Origin of the sequence: Desulfacinum infernum DSM 9756 (assembly GCF_900129305.1) — a bacterium.
Classification (GTDB): domain Bacteria; phylum Desulfobacterota; class Syntrophobacteria; order Syntrophobacterales; family DSM-9756; genus Desulfacinum; species Desulfacinum infernum.
This window is the reverse complement of the sequence record NZ_FQVB01000012.1, coordinates 113,905-133,610: the sequence shown is the minus strand read 5'-3', so window position 1 is coordinate 133,610 and position 19,706 is coordinate 113,905. Positions and strand designations below refer to the sequence as shown.

Here is a 19,706-nt window from a genome sequence, read left to right as displayed (position 1 = left end):
TGGAGCTTGTACAGCACCTTCGCCGCGCTCAGATTTGGAAACTGCCGAAGCAAGGTCACAATATAATCTCGATAGGCGTCCAGCTGCTTGCGCCGTTCCCGGTGGCTTTGCTTCACCTCAATGGCCGCCTCATCCATGCGCAGATATTTCCTGACCGTGTTGCGGGATAGGCCCAGCTGGCGTGCGATGGCCCGAATCTTCAGCCCGTTGCCTTCATCGTAAAGCGCCTTGATCTTATGAATCACGACCCACTCCTTCAAAGTCTGCCTCCCACCTCCTTTTTGATTTTTCAGAGATGGGGTTGTACGGCCAAATCATCGCCAATGCATCCTCAAGGTGGGTCATTTTAGTTGGCCATTAACACCGCCTAGCAGCAACATCCAGCGGACGGCGCTTCGCGCCACCGTTGATACTGGGCGTTGGGCATCAAATCTACGAGGAGACCTACTATGGACACCGTAACTTGTTCGAACTGTGGTGCCTCTCGTTCGCCGAAACTGAGTGCAACGCTGGATCGCCCGCCGTGCCCGCATTGTGGAGAAACGGCCTTGAGGTTTAGCGTGTCGATCGAAGTCTCAATGTCCTTCTCAGGCCAGTTGTTAGCTGGACTTGTTCCCGGTAATCAAGTCAGAGATTGGAAACAACGCTGGAGCCAACTTCAGAAGGATCTCCAATCCGTGGTCTCTCCGAGGACGGAGGTCATGACCAGCGAGTCCATCCATGGGTGGGCACAGCAGTTATTTTCGTTCTTCATTAACGCCTACCACTTGCAAGATGCACTGATAGTCGCAGCGTCTTCCGGGGATCTCAGGGGTCTCAAGAGAGATGATATCGAAACTGCCATTACAAATGATCCAATGTTGGCGCTACTCGCCGACTTGGCGAATCTTGACAAGCATTGCAGGCTCACAAAAACTAGAAGTGGTGACGTGCCCGTTATCCAGCGAATTTCCGGCGTTGATAGCGCGGCGGGTAACGGATGGTTATTGTCCGTCAAGATCGAGCATGGCACGGTCACGTTGGACGGCCTGACTGTCGCAAAAGATGCCATCGCTGCTTGGCAAGAAAAGCTTTCGGCGTGGGGAATCCTTTGATGCCCAACTGGGGCCAACCGGACCTTTGGCATAAAGCCCCGCAAGGCCGGTTGCTTTGAACGTTGGCTGGCAGAGTGTATGGATACCCCAAGACCACGAGGGCGGGCAGAGCTGTTTTGGGTTGGTGGTTCGAGTCACGATGAAGACGGCCGACGCCAAAGGCTAAATGCTTCTCGAACCGGATGTCGAACTCGAAGGATAGTGAACGAACGTGGACCTTCCTGAAGAAGGCATCATCGCTCTTTACGAAAACCGGGGGTTGAGCGAGCCGTTTCACAGTGAAATCAAGACGAATCTGAATTTGGAGCGGCTGCCCTCGGCAAAGTTTTTCGTCAACGCCTTGGTGCTGAGTCAGGGGGCGATGGTTTACAATGTCCTTCGAATACTCGGCTAGGAAGGCCTTTTGGGAGACGACGTTCCGGTTCGTCATCGCACCAAAAGGCGGCGCATTCGAACCATCATCCAAGAGCTGACTATTCTTGCGGCCCAGGTGATCCGCACGGGATGGCGCACCAACCGCTCCGAGATGCTCATCCCCACAGCCGTCACGGATTCAGGGTGCATTTATCACCTTTTTGACGCGCAACGCTCAGCATCAGCAGCGGCGCGTAGCGCTGTCTGCTGCATGCTGTTGTTAGGGGCTCTCTGATTCATTTCAACCGGCCACGAGATACTTCCACTAAACGCCTCCATACTTGCCAGAACATCCGGCCTGTATGTATAGCAAGACCGATCGAAGTGACTGCTATCGCGGCAAAGAGCGTTTTTACCGCATTATAGTGCTTGAGCGCCCCGAAGCGGTCTGCAACGGCCCTATGGATTCCTGAGACAATCACTGCGAGCAAGTCTGGCGTGAGCACGATCGCAAGGAGTATGGACGACATGAACAGAGGAAGAGCACGGGTACGGGTGACTCTGCGTAGTTCTCGGACGGCAGGTCCCCTATCTGCTTCGTGCGGCGGCACATGCATAGTTATCGCTCTTGTTATCTCTTCATACCAGACGCTGTATAGCAACCCAATCAGCGCAAGAAATAAACTAGCTGCGGAGAGAAGGTCACTCATTGTTCGCGCCATCAATTTTCGAAGTAATCCCGAAGCGCTCACACAACTTCAGGTATGAGGATCGCCGAAGCCGGTAGGTAGAGACACTCCCTCTCTTCTTCTCGACCGGGGGAAGACTTGAGTCAAGTTCGGCCAGTACGCGATTCAATTCCTCGACTAGGTTCAGGTTGTGGATAGCCACCATCAGCTCGTCACCGTCATCAGCAACCTCGACTCGATTCAGAAGTTCCTGCAGTGTCCGCTCGATCCCGTCCTTCAGGAGGTACTGGTACTTGGACATGACCGCACGAAGGAGGGCTCGACTCCCGGAGGTGGTAGTCTGAAACAGCTTGCAGACCTCTTGCTCGTCGGGGATTCTGGATGAGAACGCGTGCTTGATAAGTAGGTAGAGGCGCCATTCCCGGATGTCGGTGCCTCGGGTGAAAACCTTTTGGCCTAGGAACATGGTCACCAACTCCTCAACCGCCGCTGCGGCATATGGGCTCAGAGTCACTGACAACTCATCCTCCCCACAACCGAGAATCCGTGAAAGTTCCTTTATATCCTCTGACGACAACTCCAAGTTAACCTTGATCTCCATCTCATCTCTCCGTGTGGTGACGCCTAACGGGCGCCGCGGATCAGCGGCCCGAAGCAAGAGGGCGAAGCCCGCTTGCGAAGGGTCCGTCTGAATCCGGTTGTTATGCATTTCTGCCTACCTCAGCTGTGTGGCAATGGGAACCAAGTCGTCGTTCGGAATTAGCGCCAGCTTCATAAGATTGAAGACATCAGCCCCAAGGCCTTGAAGGGTCATCTTGCCGGGCACAACATCTGTGGGTCCAAAGGCAACTGTACCACCAAAGTTGACAAAGCCTCGGTGATAAAGGTCAAAGCACTCGTAGAGAATTTGGTAGAGCCCCTTTGGGAACGACCCCTGGCCTCGATAGTCCGCAGCGCGCAGGCCGAACTCGTCCTTGACCACCGCTAGCTTCATTATGCAGAGCTGCCGATAGGTCAGTTGCTCGGCGGCCTTAGAGATTTGATGAGCCATGTGGGCACTGATCTCCGGATCGAACGCCACGCTAGACAGCAGATGCGCCATGTAGGTAATCTTCTTCTCTTCCGGTTCTCGCTGACTCTTCAGCAGGACACTTTCTGCGACTTCTTCTGCGTCGGATCGGCCTACTGGATTCCTCTCGAAGAATCCGTCGGTACGGAGACATTCCCCTTGTTCGATGCGCTGACGGATTTCTGCGGCAGCGATGGCGAGAACGGCCCCAACGCGTGTAGCCTCTCTCGGCCCCAAGAGGCGCTCCGAGACCTCCTGGCCAATATGCTTCAGCGCCATGGCCGCTGCAGCCCCACCGGCACCAAGAAAAGCAGCGCCTGCAGGGTCGCCGGCAAGAAAGCCCAAGGCTCCGCCCACAGCCCCTCCGGCGATCTCGGCACCGGCGTTGATCAACCTTCGAATGCCGCTGCTCTCTTCTGCCTCGGCATCGGCGTTCTCAGACACGCGTGGTACCTCCATGCTCAAAAGCATAACGACCAAGCTCACCGGCCGCTATGGAGCGCAGCGGAATAGCGGTCCGGTGCAGCGCCTTGTTATGCAAATTATTTTTCATTTAAAATCCTTAAAATTAGAGATGCCCATTTCAAACTATCATAAACTAATGGTTTCAGAGTTGGTTTAGTTCCGTGAACATCGCCCATTTTAGATCGCAAACTCTGCATTACATAGGCTGCTTGATTTAGTGATCCTTCTAGGTTTTTTACAAATATGTCAACTTCTTTCCAACCCAATTCTTTTAGATCATTTTTTATTTTGTCCATTACGCACAAAGCTTGAATTGATTTCTTACATTTTTCTTGAAAAGAAGCGCTGCCATGGTCTCCAAGGTCTTTTTTAATATATATTTTTGATGTTACACTATCAATTGCGGCACACGCAGATGAAACAGCCCCGGATAAGTCTCCATTTCTAAATCTTTCGATTGCCTTTACCAAATCTTGTTGGGCATCTGCAGGAAGTTCTGCCAACTCTGAAGTATCCAGCAATTCGATAGGCAGAACTTTTCTCTCCGCAATCGTTAATTCTAATCGATTTAGATACTGTTGTAGTTCATTTTCTAAATGATTTTTCCTTTTCAGAATTTCTTCAACAACTATAGAAATAAAATGGGTTTTGTTTTCTGTTTGAGCAAATCCTTTATCTATAGCAGTAATCAGTTGCCCTTTTGAAGCTCCTCCGCCTGCTTTCTGTTCCAGATGAGAAATAAGAGTTACATTAAAACCAGCAAGTCCTACAATTTCTTTGATTTCATAAAATTTAAAGTTATTTTGTAATATTGCTCTTATAACGTTCCAAGATTTATTTATCTCTGACATTGCTTTTCCTTTATTACATAACTTGTTATTCTGCACAATCTCGGTTAGGCGGCGATCCTTTATTAGGAGGAGTCCAGAAGGACCGAGCGCCGACGGGCTGTGCATGGTTGCCGGTATTGAGAACGTGGGTGCCCAGGACGTCAGGACTCAAAATCTTCCAATTACCATTGGCTACCTGTTCCCCCTGTTATGGAGATTGGAGATAATCAGCGTTTTGATTGGCCAGGATGTCCTAGTTTGCCGTTTTCCCACAGTCGATGAAGTCGACCGTCTGTGTCACGATGGAGCCGATGCCGCTCCTTTTTGCTGATTTATGCCAAATTTCACATTGCATTGCAAGCGGGTTTGAATTGTTCCCGGGAACAGCCGGGAAAAAGGACGGATCCGGGAATTCCCATTGGCGTACTTTGGATGCAGGATATGGAAATCCAAGAGATGGAATCTGGCACGGTGGCGGTCAAAGATGGCGCACCAAGCGCTTGTGTGAGACTCATTCCCCCAACCGTTGCGGATTCAGGATCTTTGCCGCTTGCAATTCTGCGCATGGGTGACTTATTAGTTCGTGGTACGTCGTCGAGCTGACGCGGGCCGAGTAAACAGATGGTGAGAGTTGGAGCGGAGAAGCATACCCCTGAGCGGACCCCTTTTGCTGTCGGAAGGGGTTTGGGGGGGTGCACAGCGAGTGTACTCCGAAAGGGGTACCGAGGGTTCGAATCCCTCTCTCTCCGCCATTGCTTCCAAGAAGGCCCCGCCGAACGGCGGGGCCTTTGTGTTCCTTCCGGGAAATCGTTGCCTTATGGATCCTTCCTCCGCTTCCTGGCAGACCAAGCCCACCGACCGGTTCATCCTCAAGTGGATCAAGGTCCATCTGTCCGCACGGGTCACGCCGCATCTGGCCGCGCGCCAGGGGCTGGAGCCCTGGATGGTCACGGTCACGTCGGCCGCCCTGGGTGTTCTCGGCGGGATTCTTTTCGGTTTGGGCTGGGGATTTGCCGCCGGGTGGACGGCCGCGGCGGCCCAGGTGCTGGACGGAGTGGACGGGCAGTTGGCCCGCCTCAGGGACTGCCAGAGCACCGGCGGCGCCTTTTGGGATTCCGTCCTGGATCGATACGCCGACGGGGCCATGGTGATCGGCATGACCGTCTACCTGGCCCGCCCCCCCGTTTCCCTGCCCACGACGGTCCTGCTCTTCCTGGGCGCCGCCGCGCTCATCGGGAGCAACCTCATCAGCTACACCACGGCACGCGCGGCCACGCTCCGTCTTTCCATGGGCCCGCCCACCCTGGCCAGCAAGGGAACCCGGACCTCCGTCATGATCCTCTCGGCCTGGGCAAGCCTGCTGTGGCCCCCTGCGCCTTTGTTGGCCCTTGTGTACCTGGCTGTGCACACCAACGCCGTGGTGTGGTTGCGCCTGCGCCGCGCTCGGGAAGCGTCGCAGCCTTTGGACGTTCCGTGATAGCCGGCTCTGCTCTTGGGTTTCGGTAGGGAGTGAGGAGCGAGGAGTAAGGGGTAAGGGGCGAAACAGCGAAAGTCCGTTTGCTCTCCTTACCCCTCTGTCCTTTATCCCTTTACCCCTTATCTTGCCCCTGGTAAAGGAGGTGCCCATGACGCGCCTGGAAAGCGTGGGAGTCATCCACGGTCGATTCCAGATCCTGCACCACGATCATCTGCGGTATCTCCTGGCGGGAAAGGAAAGATGCGACCATCTGGTGGTGGGGATCACCAACCCGGAACCGGCTCTGACGCTCCCCGATCCCGCCGATCCCTCCCGGAGCGATCCCTCGGCCAATCCCCTCACCTATTACGAGCGGCTGATCATGGTCCGTGAAGCCCTGTGCGGGGCCGGCGTGCCCCTGGAATCTTTCTCCATCGTGCCCTTCCCCGTGAACATGCCGGATCGGTATCGGTATTACGTCCCTTTGGATGCGGTCTTTTTCCTCACCATCTACGACGAATGGGGCCGGAAGAAGCGGAGCCTCTTCGAGTCCCTGGGCCTGAAGATCCACGTGCTCTGGGAAAAACCCAGGGAGCAGAAGGGGATCAGCGCCGCCGACGTGCGCCGGCGTCTGGCGCGGGGGGAGTCGTGGACGCACCTGGTGCCCGACTCCACGGCACGGCTGGTGGAAAAGTGGAAGATCGCACAACGTCTGAGGAGTCTTGAGCATGGCGAGTGTTCCTGAGCTTTTCGTCCGTTCCCTCAAAAGAGCCGGTGTGGAAGTCTGTTTCGGCATTCCCGGCGGGCCCTGGATCCCCTACATGGAGGCCATGGAAAGGGAGGGGCTGGAATTCGTTCTGGTGGCCAACGAGGCCTCGGCGGGTTTCATGGCCGACGTGACCGCGCGCCTTTCCGGGCGGGTGGCGGCCTGTCACGGAACCTTCGGGCCGGGGGCCGTGAACCTGGCCACCGGCGTGGGATGTGCGCTGCTGGACCGATCGCCGCTTCTGGCCTTCACGTCGGAGATGGGCGACGCCATGCTTGCGCGCGTCACCCAGATGAACATCGATCACCAGCGCCTCTTTTCTCCGCTCACCAAAAAGACGTGGCGGCTGAGGCCCCGGGACGTGGCCGCCCAGGTCCGGGACGCCGTGGGAATCGCCCGCTCGGAGGTGCCGGGGCCGGTCCACCTGGGGCTGCCCGCGGACCTGGCCGACGTGGATGCGGCGGAAGAAAATCTTTCCGAACGGATCGCCGTGGAACCGCCGGCGCTTCCGGAATCCGGCCTGTTGGAGGAAGCCGCGGCCGTCCTGGGCCAGGCGAGGCGTCCCCTGCTGGCCGTGGGACTCACGGCCCTTCGGCTGGGAATGGCCAAGGATCTCCTGAACTTCCTTTCCGCCCACCCCATGCCGGTGGTGCTCACTGCCATGGCGAAGGGGCTCGTTCGGGAAGAACACGGGTGCTACGCGGGGGTGCTCTTCCACGCCGCCAGCGACGAGCTGGCGTCTTTCATCGCCCGGGCGGACCTGGTCGTGGGCGTGGGCTACGACCCGGTGGAGTTCAACTACGAATCGTGGCTTCCCGACGTGCCGCTGGTCCACGCGGACACCCGGTCCTGCGACGTTCCGGCCGGTGTTCGCGTGGCCGTGGATGTGGTGGGGGACCCGCGGGAGACCCTGCGCTTTCTGGCCGACAGGCCGCCCGGTCCCCTTGCGTGGGAAGAAGGGGAACTGCAGGACCTTCGGGATCGACTCCACAAACGCCTGCAGCCGGCCGGGGCGGGGTTCGGGCCGGTGGCGGCCCTTCGAACCCTCCGGCAGGTTCTCCCTCGGGACGGGATCCTCACCTGCGACGTGGGAGCCCACACCCACCTTTTGGGACAGCTGTGGGAGACGCCGGCACCGGGTCTCTTCGTCATGACCAACGGCTGGTCGTCCATGGGCTTCGGCATCCCGGCCGCGCTGGCGGCCAAGCGGTGTCTGCCGGATCGGCCCGTGGTGTGCGTTACCGGAGACGGCGGCTTTCTCATGATGGCCGGGGAGATCGTCACGGCCCGCCGCCTGGGGCTTTCCGTGGTGATCGTGGTCCTGGCCGATGGGAGCCTGAGCCTCATTCGGGTGAAGGAGGCCTGGAGGAAGACGCCTCCCGTGGGAGTGGGCCTGCACGACGGCCCCCTTTTGGGAACCGACACCTTTCTGGGGGCCCCCGTCTTCCGCGCCGATTGTCCCGATTCCATGCGCCGGGCGTGCGAGCGGGCGCTGGACGTGCGGGGGCCGGTGATCGTGGAGGCCGTGGTGGACGGAACCGAATACGATGCCCTCATTGCCAGGAGATACAAATGACGGACGGACGGCAACGGAATCTGCTCCTTTTGGGCTTCGGCAACGTGGGGCGGGCCTTCGCGCGCCTCGTGACGGAAAAAAGGGACGAACTGGCGGGGCGCTACGGCGTGAGCTTCGGGTTCTGCGGCATCGTGGACGTGGGCGGAGCGGTGGTGGATCCGGCCGGAAATCTTCCGGTTGCGGACATCCTCCGCCACGTGGAGGCGGGGAGGGCGCCGGAAGACTTTCCCGGTTTCGGACGGCCGGGTCTGAGCGCTCCGGAGGCGGTCCGCTCCGTCCCCGCGGACTTCCTGGTGGAGGCCACTCCCACGAGCCTCCGGGACGGCGAGCCGGCCCGCACGCACGTCTTGGATGGCCTTCGCGCCGGGTGTCATGTGCTTTCCGCCAACAAGGGCCCGTTCATCTGGGACTACGAAGGAATCATGGAAGCCGCCCGGGAAAGGGGCCGGATGGTGGGGCTGAGCGCCGCCACGGCCGCGGCCCTTCCCACCCTGGACGTGGCGGAGCTCTGTCTTGCCGGAAGCCGCATCCTTTCGGTGGAGGGCATCCTGAACGGGACCACCAACTACATCCTGACCCGGATGCACCAAACGGGATGCCGCTATGAAGAAGGACTTCGGGAAGCCCAGCGGCTGGGCATCGCCGAAACAAACCCCAGCCTGGACGTGGAAGGCTGGGACACCGCCAACAAACTCATCCTCATGGCCAACCGCGTTTTCCAGGCGGGGCTCACACCCCGGGACGTGGCGGTGGAAGGGATCACGGCCATCACGCCGGATCGGATCGGCCGGGCCCGGGAGGCCGGCCGGGTGGTCAAGCTCATCGGGCGCATCGATCCCGGTTCCGATCCGGTTCGCGTGACGGTGGGCCCCGAAGAGCTGCCGCTGGACCATCCCCTGGCGGCGGTGAACGGATCGGAAAAGGCCGTCTCTTTCGAGACCGACTCCATGGGCCGGATCACCGTCTCGGGCGGACACAGCTCCCCGGTGGGGGCGGCGGCGGCCCTGCTCAAGGACGCCCTGAGGATTTCGCTCTACCACGCCAAGTCCTTCTCAAGATCGTCGAAGGCGTCTTCCAGCCGGTAAAGGGCCTGGTCCAGATCGTTCAGGCGCCGGCCCAGAAGATGGTCCCGGGCTTCATCGCGGCATCGCTTCAGGCGGTCCAGGTGGAGCCCCAGGGGCCTCTTCCACCGTTCGGGCACGGCGGGATCGTTCATCAGGCGAACCAGTTCGTCCACCAGATGGAAGAGGCTGGGGCTTTCCTCCACGATTCGTTCCTTGCCTGCGTCCCGGAACATGGCGGCGCACCGGGGATAGGCCTTGGCGAGCCCTCCCGATCCGTAGGCCGGTACCAGGCGGATGTCGATCTGCATGGTGCGGCTCATGCCGTCTCCCTCCCGATTTGGAATTGTCTACCGTTTTAATATTGATTAAAGTGGCGCGCTCCGAATGCCGAATAAACGAATGGGTTCTCCTGTTGTGCATACGCAGACCGTTTTGTGAGACGGGCGAAACCCTCCGGGGGCCGCCGAACGTTTCGTCCGTAACAAATCCTATCACGGCGGCCGCGACGGTGTGGAAGATAGCATGACACAGCTCAAGGTTTTTGTGGCCGAGGACGGGAAAGGGACTTTTGTCTGTCCGGAATGCGGTTTTGCGCGCCGCGTCGAAGCTTTCCGTCTGATCAACGAGAAAAAGCCCGTTCGGGTCAAGTGTCAGTGCGGGAAAACCTTTCCCGTGAGTTTCGAGATCCGGAAGGCCTACCGCAAATCGGTCTTTCTTTTCGGGGAGTATTGCCGCCGGGGCGAGGAGCACAGGATCCCCCATTCCCAGATGATCGTCGAGGACGTGTCCGCAACGGGCCTTCGATTTCGGTCGTCGCTGAATCACGGGCTCCGAAAGGGGGATCTGGTTTATGTGGAGTTTCCTCTGAATGACCCGCGCCGGTCGGTGATCAAGGGCGTGGCGGAAGTCCGGTGGGTGGACGGCAAGAACGTGGGCGCCCAGTTTGTCGATCTCGCTTCGGGATCGCAGAAAGCCTTGGGATATTATTTGATGAACTGAGATTCCTCGTATCTTCCCATTCCCCCTTAAGGGAGTATCTCTTTCAGGCGGCACGCTACCGGTGGACACCGGGCGCGTCCGGGCGCCTTGACGGACTCGGACGGCGTGGACTAGAGTGCTCATAATTCCCTGTTTCTTTACAGTAGGGAACCCGTCCGCTGCCAACCCCTGGGAAGGACCATCATGAAGGTGGTTGACGACCAGCTCGCCTTGCCCCATGCGTGCCGCCATGGCGATCCCGATCCTTTCCTCGAACCGTCTCTTTCCCATGCGATCCATGGACAAGCCGACCGGCTGAGCGACGGGGATGCGGCGAATTTCCCTTTGTGCGATCCGGAACGGAATCAAGGATTTTGTGCAGGTTTCCCCCGGAGGGACGGCCTCCGGGGTTGAGGATTTCCAAGGCCGGACCTTGGGCGATGAGGTCTTCGCGGAAGGAGGACGGAAGCCATGTTGCTGAAAAGGGAAGACGTGCAGGCCAGAACCATCACGGAAGACGGGCGGATTTTCATGGAAAAGGCGGCCCGGGACGGGCTGGAGACGGTCTGGGACCGGTACCGGGCCCAGCAGCCCCAGTGCGGCTTTTGTGAGCTGGGCTTGAGCTGCCGCAACTGCTCCATGGGCCCGTGCCGGATCGACCCCTTCGGCGAGGGCCCTCAGCGGGGCGTGTGCGGGGCCGATGCGGACATCATCGTGGCCCGGAATCTGGGCCGGATGATCGCCGCCGGATCCGCGTCCCATTCCGATCACGGTCGGGATCTGGTGGAGGTGCTGCGCAAGGTGGGAGAAGGCAAGGCCCCCGGCTACGGCATCCGAAGCGAGGAGAAGCTCCGGAAGCTGGCCTCCGAGCTGGGCGTTTCCGAGGATGGACAAAGCGTGGAAGCGCTGGCCGTGGCCGTGGCGGAGGCCTTGGAGGAGGAATTCGGCACCCGCAAGAAGGCCCTGGCCTTCGTGGGCCGTGTACCGGAAAAGCGCCGCAGAATCTGGGAAAAGCTGGGCATCACGCCCCGGGGCATCGACCGGGAGACCTCGGAGATGATGCACCGCACCCACATGGGGGTCGACAACGACTGGAAGAGCCTGCTCCTCCACGGCCTCCGCAATGCGCTGTCCGACGGCTGGGGCGGATCGCTCATCGCCACGGAAGTGTCCGACATCCTCTTCGGGATTCCCCAGCCCGTCGCTTCGGAAGTGAACCTGCGGGTGCTCAAGGAAGACCAGGTGAACATCGTCCTCCACGGCCACAACCCCATCGTGTCCGAAATGATCTTCCAGGCGGCCCAGGACCCCGAGCTCATGGGGCTGGCGGAGGAAAAGGGTGCCCGGGGGATCAACCTGGCGGGCCTGTGCTGCACCGGAAACGAACTGCTCATGCGCCGCGGCATTCCCATGGCGGGAAATCATCTCATGACCGAACTGGCCCTGAGCACGGGCCTCATCGACATGATGCTGGTGGACTACCAGTGCATCATGCCCGCCCTGGGGGAGACCGCCCGCTGTTACCATACCCGGATGGTGTCCACCAGTGACAAGGCCAAGTATCCCTTCATGGAACACCGGGAATTCCACCCGGAAAACGCCCGGGATCTGGCCCGGGACCTGGTACGGGAGGCGGTGGAAAACTTCGTCCGCCGGATTCCCGCCAAGGTGCTATCGCCTCCGGGCGCCCCCGTGAAGATGATGGCCGGATTCAGCGTGGAAGCCATCGTTTCGGCCCTGGGAGGCAGCGCCGGTCCGCTCATCGACGCCATCAAGTCCGGCGCGATCCAGGGCGCCGTGGGCGTGGTGGGCTGCAACAATCCCAAGATCCGCCACGATTACGGGCATGTGACCCTCACCACGCGCCTCATTGAAAACGACGTGCTGGTGGTGGACACGGGATGCGCCGCCGTGGCCCACGCCAAGGCGGGCCTCAAGGTGCCGGAAGCGGCGGAAAAGGCCGGCCCGGGCCTTCGGCAGGTCTGCCGGGCCCTGGGCATCCCGCCGGTGCTCCACATGGGAAGCTGCGTGGACAACGTGAGGATCTTCGATCTGGCCGCCGCTCTCGCCCATGCGCTGGGGACCGACATCTCCGACCTGCCGCTGGCGGCCGCCGCCCCCGAGTGGTACTCGGAAAAGGCGGTTTCCATCGCCTGTTACGCCGTGGCTTCCGGGGTCTACACCGTGCTGGGCACACCGCCGCCCATCTTCGGCAGCCAAAACATCGTGAAGCTTCTGACAGAAGATCTGGAGGGCCTCCTGGGGGCGTCGTTCGCCGTGGAGCCCGATCCGGCCAGGGCCGCCGACCTGATCCTGGAGCGCATCCGGGCCAAGCGGGCGGCGTTGGGCCTGTAACCCTTGAATCCTCTCTCCCCCCCTTTGAAAAAGGGGGGGAGAGGGCTGCCGGGCCTTTGAAAAAGGGGGGAGGGCCGGCCCTCGGCCCCCGAACCCCGAACCCCGGATCACGAATCACGGATTACGGATCACGGAGCTTGATGCCATGGAACGAATATTGGTGAGATGGGAACGATGCGTGGGATGCCGCTCGTGCGAGCTGGCCTGCCGGGTGGCCCATTCCGCAAGCGGCGACCTTTTTTCGGCCGTGCTGGAGCGGCCTGCGCCGAGCCGGCGCATCTACGTGGAGCAGGCGGACAAAACCCCGTCCCCTTTCCTTTGCCGCCAGTGCGAGGACGCCCCTTGTGTGCGGTCCTGCCCCACCCGCGCCCTGGCGCACGACGAGACCACGGGGTTGGTGGCCTACGAACCCGCCCGGTGCATCGGCTGCCACGGGTGCGTCATGGCTTGTCCCTTCGGCATGATCCAGCCCGACGTCCGGGAGGGTTTCATCGCCAAGTGCGATCGGTGCAAGGGCCGGGACCGCCCGGCCTGCGTGGAGGCCTGCCCGACCCATACCCTGGTTCTCGAAAAGGATTTTTTGGACCTGCGGCGGAAGGAAGCGGTGCGCAATCTGGTGCAGTCCGGAAACCCTGTGTAAGGGATAAGGATTAAAGGATTAAGGATTAGAGGAATACGGGGGGGCAGGGAAGGTATGGGAAAGGAAGGTCGGAGCCGGGTTCGGACCGTCTGTCCCTATTGCGCGGTGGGATGCCACGTGGATCTGCTCGTGGAAGAGGGGCGGGCCGTGGGTTTGGACTATGCCACGGACTCCCCGGTGAACGGGGGAAACCTGTGTGCCAAGGGAAACGCGGTCCTGGACCTTCTGGATCATCCGGACCGGTTGCGAACGCCCCTTCGGCGAACGGCGTCCGGGTGGGAGGCCGTCGGTTGGGACGAAGCCCTGGATTGGGCGGCGGAAAGGATCGGGACCATCCGGGACCGCCACGGACCGGATGCCCTCGGCTTCCTGTCGTCGGCCAAGTGCACCAACGAGGAGAACTACCTGCTGCAGAAACTGGCGCGCCTGCTGGGAAGCAACAACGTGGACCATTGCGCCCGGCTCTGCCACGCCTCCACCCTCACGGGCCTGGCCCCCGTCCTGGGCATGGGGGCCGCCACCAACCCCCTGCACGACCTGGCGCAGGCCCGCTGCCTCTTTCTCGTGGGCTCCAATCCGGCGGAAAACCATCCGGTGGCCTTTCAATGGGTGCGGGAAGCCAAGGACAAGGGGGCCGTGGTGATCGTGGCCGATCCCCGGAAGACTCCCACCGCCTGGATCGCCGATCTGCACCTGCCCGTGCGACCCGGTACGGACATCGCCCTGCTCCATGCCATGCTCCACGTGATCCTCCGGGAGGGGTTGGAGGACAAGGCCTTCATCCGGTCCCGAACGACGGGATTCGAGAGGACGGTCCGCGCCGTCCGGGACACCGCACCTGAGTGGGCCCAGTCGGTGACGGGGGTTCCGGCCGGGGACATCCTTCGGGCGGCCCGCCTTTTCGCCCGGACCAGGCCGGGGGCGCTCATCTACTGCATGGGGATCACCCAGCATCACAATGGAACGCAGGCGGTCCGGGCCTGCGCCAACCTGGCCCTGGCCACGGGAAACGTGGGCCGGCCCGGATCGGGCCTCATCCCCGTGAGGGGCCAGGACAACGTGCAGGGGGCCTGCGACATGGGGGCCTTGAGCGCCCTTTTGCCGGGCTACCGGCCCGTGGCGGATCCGCAAGCGCGCGCCGCAATGGAAGCCCTGTGGGGCTGCCCTCCGGGGACGATCCCCGACCGTCCGGGCCTCACGGTGACGGAGATGGAAGCCGAAGCGGGCCGCACCCTTCGGGCCCTGGTGGCCATGGGGGAGAATCCCGCGGTGACCAGCCCGGCGGGCGGGCGGGTGGCCGAGGGGCTGGAGCGCCTCGACTTCTTCCTGGCCATCGACCTTTTTCTCACCGAATCGGCCCGGTCGGCCCATCTGGTGCTTCCCGCCGCGGCCTGGGCGGAAAAGAGCGGGTCCAAGACCAGTGCCGACCGCCGGGTGCAGTGGTCGCCCCGGGCCGTCCTTCCCCCGGGGGACGCCCGTCCGGATGCGTGGATCATCACCCGGCTGGCCCGGCGCCTGGGTCTGGGGGCCCACTTTCCCTGCGAATCCCCGGAAGACGTGCTCCGGGAGATCAACCGGGCGGTGCCCGCCTACGGGGGCATCACGCCGGAGCGGATCCGGGAGGCGCCCGGGGGCATCCACTGGCCGTGCCCCCGCCAGGATCATCCGGGAACGCCGGTCCTCTTCGAGAAAACCTTCGCCACAGCGGACGGCCGGGCCCGGTTCTTTCCCGTGTCCTTCGATCCGCCGCCCGAATCCCCCGATGCCGACTATCCCCTGTGTCTCACCACAGGGCGCGTGACGGCCCATTACAACAGCGGGTCCATGACCCGCCGAACCCCGGCGCTCCTGGAGCTTTCTCCGGAGCTTTTCGTGGAGGTCCATCCGGAAGACGCGGCCCGTTTGGGATTCTCCGAAGGGAGCCGGGTTCGTGTCGTCACGCGCCGGGGCGCCGTGGAGGCTTCGGCTTATCTTTCTTCCGCCGTTGCCCGCGGGGTGGTCTTCGCCCCGTTCCACTTTCCCGGGACCAACCGGCTGACCCTGGACGTGGTGGATCCGGAAGCCCGGATTCCCGCCTTCAAGGCGGCCGCCTGCCGCCTGGAACCCCTGTAGGAGGGTGCCGTGGAACCGTTCTTGTTCGTGGACTTCAGCCGCTGCATCGCGTGTCAGGCCTGCTGGGCCGCCTGCCGGAGGGAACACGGCGGGGTGAGCCGACTGCATCTTCTTTGCTTCCAGGAGGCGGCGGTTCCCTTGGCCTGCCGCCAGTGCAGGAAGGCGCCCTGCGCGGGCTTTTGCCCCGAGGGAGCCTTGGTGCAGGAAGAGGGGCGCGGGGTGAAGTTTCTCGAGGAAAGGTGCACCCATTGCGGGCTGTGCGCCGCGGCCTGCCCGTTCGGAGTGCTGGAAATCGTCCCGGGTCCCGTCCCGGATCTTTCCCGCTGTGATCTGTGCCGGCGACGCTGGGAGGAGGGCTTGATGCCGGTATGCGTGCTCACCTGTCCCACCCGGGCCCTGAGCCTCGATGCGGGCGGGGCCGTGGGCCGTCGCCGAAGGGCGCAGCCGGCCGCGTTCCCGGTTTCCTGACCGCTCGGAGCCGGGAGGCTGCCGAAAAGCAGTTCCCGGACAGGCTTCCGGGCATTGGACGTCCGCTGTGGGCGTAGGGGCGGTTCGCGAACCGCCCCTACGGGAAGCAACCGCTGCCGTTGAGAATTCCCGCTACCCGTTCCAGGCGGGGACAATCTTTACGGGAGCGACGGATGGCCATGGTAGGAAACGAACGCTGAAAGGACCAGCTGCTTAAATGCTTTTGGGAGGGATTCCATGACCGTGCCGGAGCTTCACCAACAAATCCACGTGGACCCGGACCGCTGCCTGGGCTGCTTCGCGTGCGCGTCGGCCTGTCCGGAGCAGCGCATCACCTGGGACGACCGGGAGGGGAACCGCCGGTTCCGGGCTCCCGCCGTCTGCGCCGGGGATTGTACCCGGTGCCGCGATGCCTGCCCCGCGGACGCCGTCCGGCTGGAACCCATGGGAGAAACGGCCGGCCGGTCCTGGGAGCCCCTCTCCTGGTCCCTGCCCCTCGCCCGGTGCCGACGGTGCAGGGAGCCCTTCACGACGCAGAAGATCCTCGCCCTTTTGAGCCGGACGCTGGAGGCGACGGTGGGCCTGTCCGCCGGAGAGGCGGACTGGCCCTCCTGCTGCCCCGCCTGCCGACGGGATCTGGAATCCCGCCGCTTGCTCGATGCAGCCCGCTGGAACAGGTGAGATGTCCGGCCTTGGAAATGCCGGCCGTCCGCTCTGAAGCGCCCCCTCTCCACGGCAGGGTCCGAGTGAGGGACCGTGCCGGTCCCTATGAGGGGGCAAGTCAGGTGGGTCGGGAAAAATCCTTCAACGGCCGGAGCCGGTCTGCCGATTGGATTTGTTAGGGGAGAAAGAGGACGGATGCGTGTTATCGTCGAGTGGATGGGGGCTGTGTCGATCCGAACGAAGCCGCCGGGGCCCGTACTCCCCGGAATCGGGAGCCATGGCAAAGGGGTCGCATGAATCGACATGGACAAGGTCTCATGGGTCTGGGACAGATTTTTCTGATTGCCGTGATGGCCGTTGCGACATTGGGGGGCTCGGTTTGGGCGGCGGATTCCATTTTTTCGGATAAGCTCTTGGAGATGAGTCTGGAAGAACTCATGGATGTGGAGATCACCTCCGTCGCCCGAAAGGTCCAAAGCCTGTCAGAGACGGCCGCCGCCGTTTACGTCATCACGTCCGAAGACATCCGCCGCTCGGGTGCCACCAACATCGCGGATGTGCTCCGCATGGTTCCGGGGTTGCACGTGGCGCGCTTCGACGCCAACGTCTGGCCCGTGACGGCCCGCGGCTTCAACAGCACCCTTGCCAACAAGCTCCTGGTGCTCGTGGACGGCCGGAGTGTCTATACCCCGATCTTTTCGGGCGTCTATTGGGATGTGCAGGATCCCTTCCTCGAAAATATCGATCGCATCGAGGTCATTCGCGGTCCGGGCGGAAGTTCGTGGGGAGCCAATGCCTTCAACGGCGTGATCAACATCATCACCAAGAACGCTCGGGATACCCAAGGGGGGCTGATTAACGCCTTGGTCGGAAGTGGGGAAGGGGTGCGCACGGGATTCCGCTACGGAGGACGAGCAGGCGACCATCTCTTTTATCGCTTCGCCGTTTCAGGTCTCGAAGTGGATTCCAGTCGCAATTCGGACGGGAAAGAGGGCGCGGACGACTGGCGGCAGCTCCGGGCGGGCCTGAGAGCCGACTGGGAACCGTCGGCCGTGGACGCGTTTGTTCTCACCGGGGACATCTACGGGGGGGAAGCCGGGGTGCGGAATTTTGTGCCTCGAATGACAAGCCCATATGTGGAGATCCTGGATTCCGAAAGGGATGTGGGAGGCGGGCATGTGTTGACCCGTTGGACCCGCCGGCTGCACGATTGGGGGGAGCTGCAGGTTCAGTTGTATTACGACAACACGCACAACGACAATGATATCCTGAGCTTCGATGTGGACACACTGGACGTGGATCTCCAGCATCGGTTCCCGCTTGGTGGCGGCCATGAGATCACATGGGGCATGGGCTATCGGTGGATCGTCTCGGAAACGGAGCCCGGCCTCACCACTTCTTTCGCCCACTCGGACAGAACGGACCACTTGTGGAGCGCCTTTGTCCAGGACGAGATCAGCTTCTCCCAAGGGACCTGGCGCCTGACACTGGGTACCAAGATCGAACACAATGACGACACGGGCTGGGAGCTTCAGCCCACGGTGCGGTTGCTTCGCAGGCTGGGATCCGACCACAGCGTGTGGGCCGCCGTGAGCCGCGCTGTGCGCACTCCCAGTCAAGGGGAGACGGAATCCCGGATCCAGTCCACGGTGCTGCCGCCGACATCGACGGTGCCCCTGCCCACCCTGGTGGTGTTTCGGGGTTCCAAGGACATGAACTCGGAAAAGGTGTGGGCCTTCGAAGGGGGAGTGCGAACCCGCCTCCATCCCAAGGTCTTTCTAGATCTGGCCGGCTATGTCAATGTCTATGAAGATTTGAGGAGCCTGGAGCCGGGAGATCCGGTCCTTGTCGGTTCCTATCTGGTTGTGGAAAACAAGGCGGACAATCACCTTCGGGGGCGCGCCTACGGGTTGGAGACGGCGGCCGCCTGGTCGGTGGCGGAAAATTGGCAGATCAAGGCCGCCTATACGTTTCTCCATATGGATTTGGAGGCTGCCTCCCGGAGCCGGGATCAAGGGTCCACGTCCACGGAAAGGTCGGGACCCTCCCATCAGGTGTCTCTGCGGTCGTCGTGGAATCTTCCCGGGTCTGTGGAACTGGACGCCTGGGCCCGGTGGGTCGACGAGCTGGAGGCCCTCGATGTCCCCGACTATTTCACCATGGATCTGCGAGTGAGCTGGAAGCCCCTGGAAAATATGGAACTGGCCGTGGTGGGGCGAAACCTCCTGGACGACGGACATCTGGAGTTCAAACAGGAAATCCTTCAGATCGAACCCACGGAAGTGGAGCGCTCCGTATACGTCATGCTGTCTTGGAGGTTCTGAACAAGTCGACTCAGCCGGGGGATCAACCCTCGCCTGGCCGACAAGTTCTGGATTCCCATGGGCGGATGCACTGTCCACAGCCCGTTTTCTCCCGTTGATCTTGGTGGCTGGAATCCAGGGAAGGGTCTGTCCTTTCCGCGCGCGGGAAGGGGGTGCAACGATCGGACTGGGGAAGAATCACGTGGCGGTTGCAACGGCGCGAGGTGCGAGGAAGTGATGGGCCGGTCCGTTTTGAGACTCCATGGGCGGCGGGGATTTTTCCGCCGCCCATGGGCTGTTTGGGTGACGGCCGTGCTCATTCTGTGCGCCTCACCGATACGAGGGGCCTATGGGGACCACGGCTCCCTTCGCGAAGAAGAGGTAAAAGCCGCCTTTGTTTTCAACTTCCTCAAGTTCGTGGAGTGGCCCGAGGATCGGGATGGCCGCAGCGTGGTCATCCTCTGTGTGCAGGCCACGTCCCCGCTTGTGGACGCTCTCGTGGCGCTGGACGGCAAGGAGATCCGGGGGCGCCCTCTGCGTGTGGAGATTTCCGGAAGACCGGCCGATCTTCTTCAATGCCATGCGGTCTTTTTGGGAAGCGGTGTTCCGACTGAAAGGATCGCCGCCGTTCTTGAGGGCCTGCGGGGTCAGCCCGTGCTCACCCTGGGCGACGCACCGGGCTTTTGTGTGCAAGGCGGCATGATCGGCCTTTTCAAAGAAGGGAACAAGATGCGGTTCAACATCAACCTCAAGGAGGCCCGGGCCGTCCGGGTCAAAATCAGCTCCAAGCTTCTCCAACTCGCCCGGCATGTGATTGAATAGGA

General features: G+C 61.5%; 19 protein-coding genes and 1 tRNA gene. 15 read left to right on the top strand and 5 right to left on the bottom strand.

Annotation, left to right across the window (positions count from 1 at the left end; genetic code table 11):
* Nucleotides 1-245 (bottom strand): helix-turn-helix domain-containing protein (locus BUB04_RS07645; protein ID WP_143156400.1); only part of this gene is annotated, 245 nt, incomplete at its 3' end.
* 456 nt (nt 246-701) lie between these two features.
* Here BUB04_RS07645 and BUB04_RS07640 point away from each other — a divergent pair.
* Nucleotides 702-1,094, top strand: coding sequence for a hypothetical protein (locus tag BUB04_RS07640; protein WP_143156399.1), 393 nt, complete (start codon nt 702-704; stop codon nt 1,092-1,094).
* Nucleotides 1,095-1,305: 211 nt separating this feature from the next.
* Nucleotides 1,306-1,488, top strand: a complete 183-nt coding sequence (locus BUB04_RS07635) for a hypothetical protein (RefSeq protein WP_073038399.1) — start codon at nt 1,306-1,308, stop codon at nt 1,486-1,488.
* 662 nt (nt 1,489-2,150) lie between these two features.
* Here the strand turns inward: BUB04_RS07635 and BUB04_RS07630 are convergent.
* The 3 genes from BUB04_RS07630 to BUB04_RS19025 form a co-directional block, all read right to left on the bottom strand.
* Nucleotides 2,151-2,738 (bottom strand): hypothetical protein, encoded by a 588-nt coding sequence (locus tag BUB04_RS07630; protein WP_073038398.1) that lies wholly within the window; start codon nt 2,736-2,738, stop codon nt 2,151-2,153.
* A 114-nt stretch (nt 2,739-2,852) separates the two neighbouring features.
* The gene (locus BUB04_RS07625; RefSeq protein ID WP_073038397.1) at nt 2,853-3,650 is read right to left on the bottom strand and encodes a hypothetical protein; all 798 of its coding nucleotides are present in this window, start codon (nt 3,648-3,650) and stop codon (nt 2,853-2,855) included.
* Between the two features lie 98 nt (nt 3,651-3,748).
* Nucleotides 3,749-4,522, bottom strand: a complete 774-nt coding sequence (locus BUB04_RS19025; protein WP_143156398.1) for a hypothetical protein — start codon at nt 4,520-4,522, stop codon at nt 3,749-3,751.
* 617 nt (nt 4,523-5,139) lie between these two features.
* Between BUB04_RS19025 and BUB04_RS19290 the strand changes: the two genes are divergently transcribed.
* The 5 genes from BUB04_RS19290 (at nt 5,140) to BUB04_RS19020 (ending at nt 9,384) form a co-directional block, all read left to right on the top strand.
* Nucleotides 5,140-5,253 (top strand) — tRNA-OTHER (locus BUB04_RS19290).
* Between the two features lie 65 nt (nt 5,254-5,318).
* The gene (locus tag BUB04_RS07610) at nt 5,319-5,978 is read left to right on the top strand and encodes a CDP-alcohol phosphatidyltransferase family protein (RefSeq protein ID WP_073038395.1); all 660 of its coding nucleotides are present in this window, start codon (nt 5,319-5,321) and stop codon (nt 5,976-5,978) included.
* A gap of 148 nt (nt 5,979-6,126) precedes the next feature.
* On the top strand, nt 6,127-6,702 hold the full coding sequence (locus BUB04_RS07605; RefSeq protein WP_073038394.1) for a nucleotidyl transferase family protein: 576 nt from the start codon (nt 6,127-6,129) through the stop codon (nt 6,700-6,702).
* Nucleotides 6,686-8,299 carry a thiamine pyrophosphate-binding protein gene (locus tag BUB04_RS07600; protein WP_084076292.1) on the top strand — a complete coding sequence of 538 codons (1,614 nt, stop codon included), beginning with the start codon at nt 6,686-6,688 and terminating at the stop codon, nt 8,297-8,299. Before BUB04_RS07605 ends, BUB04_RS07600 begins: the two co-directional genes overlap by 17 nt.
* A complete protein-coding gene (locus BUB04_RS19020; RefSeq protein ID WP_073038392.1) occupies nt 8,296-9,384 on the top strand; it encodes a homoserine dehydrogenase in 1,089 nt (362 codons plus the stop codon). The genes BUB04_RS07600 and BUB04_RS19020 overlap by 4 nt, the downstream gene beginning before the upstream one ends.
* Here the strand turns inward: BUB04_RS19020 and BUB04_RS07590 are convergent.
* Nucleotides 9,333-9,683, bottom strand: a complete 351-nt coding sequence (locus BUB04_RS07590) for a hypothetical protein (RefSeq protein ID WP_073038391.1) — start codon at nt 9,681-9,683, stop codon at nt 9,333-9,335. The two genes, BUB04_RS19020 and BUB04_RS07590, sit on opposite strands and share 52 nt — an antisense overlap.
* A gap of 202 nt (nt 9,684-9,885) precedes the next feature.
* Here BUB04_RS07590 and BUB04_RS07585 point away from each other — a divergent pair, with 202 nt between their 5' ends.
* The 8 genes from BUB04_RS07585 to BUB04_RS07545 all read left to right on the top strand — a co-directional run bounded on the left by BUB04_RS07585 (nt 9,886) and on the right by BUB04_RS07545 (nt 19,704).
* Nucleotides 9,886-10,362, top strand: coding sequence for a PilZ domain-containing protein (locus tag BUB04_RS07585; protein ID WP_073038390.1), 477 nt, complete (start codon nt 9,886-9,888; stop codon nt 10,360-10,362).
* 450 nt (nt 10,363-10,812) lie between these two features.
* Complete coding sequence (cooS, locus tag BUB04_RS07575) at nt 10,813-12,696, top strand: anaerobic carbon-monoxide dehydrogenase catalytic subunit (protein ID WP_073038388.1); 1,884 nt, start codon at nt 10,813-10,815, stop codon at nt 12,694-12,696.
* Between the two features lie 145 nt (nt 12,697-12,841).
* Nucleotides 12,842-13,336: a 4Fe-4S dicluster domain-containing protein gene (locus BUB04_RS07570; RefSeq protein ID WP_073038387.1), complete on the top strand. Its 495-nt coding sequence runs from the start codon at nt 12,842-12,844 to the stop codon at nt 13,334-13,336.
* A gap of 54 nt (nt 13,337-13,390) precedes the next feature.
* Nucleotides 13,391-15,448, top strand: coding sequence for a formate dehydrogenase subunit alpha (gene fdhF / locus BUB04_RS07565; RefSeq protein WP_073038386.1), 2,058 nt, complete (start codon nt 13,391-13,393; stop codon nt 15,446-15,448).
* A gap of 9 nt (nt 15,449-15,457) precedes the next feature.
* Nucleotides 15,458-15,916, top strand: coding sequence for a 4Fe-4S dicluster domain-containing protein (locus BUB04_RS07560; RefSeq protein ID WP_073038385.1), 459 nt, complete (start codon nt 15,458-15,460; stop codon nt 15,914-15,916).
* A gap of 237 nt (nt 15,917-16,153) precedes the next feature.
* Complete coding sequence (locus BUB04_RS07555) at nt 16,154-16,597, top strand: 4Fe-4S dicluster domain-containing protein (protein ID WP_073038384.1); 444 nt, start codon at nt 16,154-16,156, stop codon at nt 16,595-16,597.
* Between the two features lie 401 nt (nt 16,598-16,998).
* A complete protein-coding gene (locus tag BUB04_RS07550; protein WP_178371939.1) occupies nt 16,999-18,903 on the top strand; it encodes a TonB-dependent receptor plug domain-containing protein in 1,905 nt (634 codons plus the stop codon).
* 291 nt (nt 18,904-19,194) lie between these two features.
* Nucleotides 19,195-19,704 carry a YfiR family protein gene (locus BUB04_RS07545; RefSeq protein ID WP_178371938.1) on the top strand — a complete coding sequence of 170 codons (510 nt, stop codon included), beginning with the start codon at nt 19,195-19,197 and terminating at the stop codon, nt 19,702-19,704.
* Nucleotides 19,705-19,706: the final 2 nt, after the last annotated feature.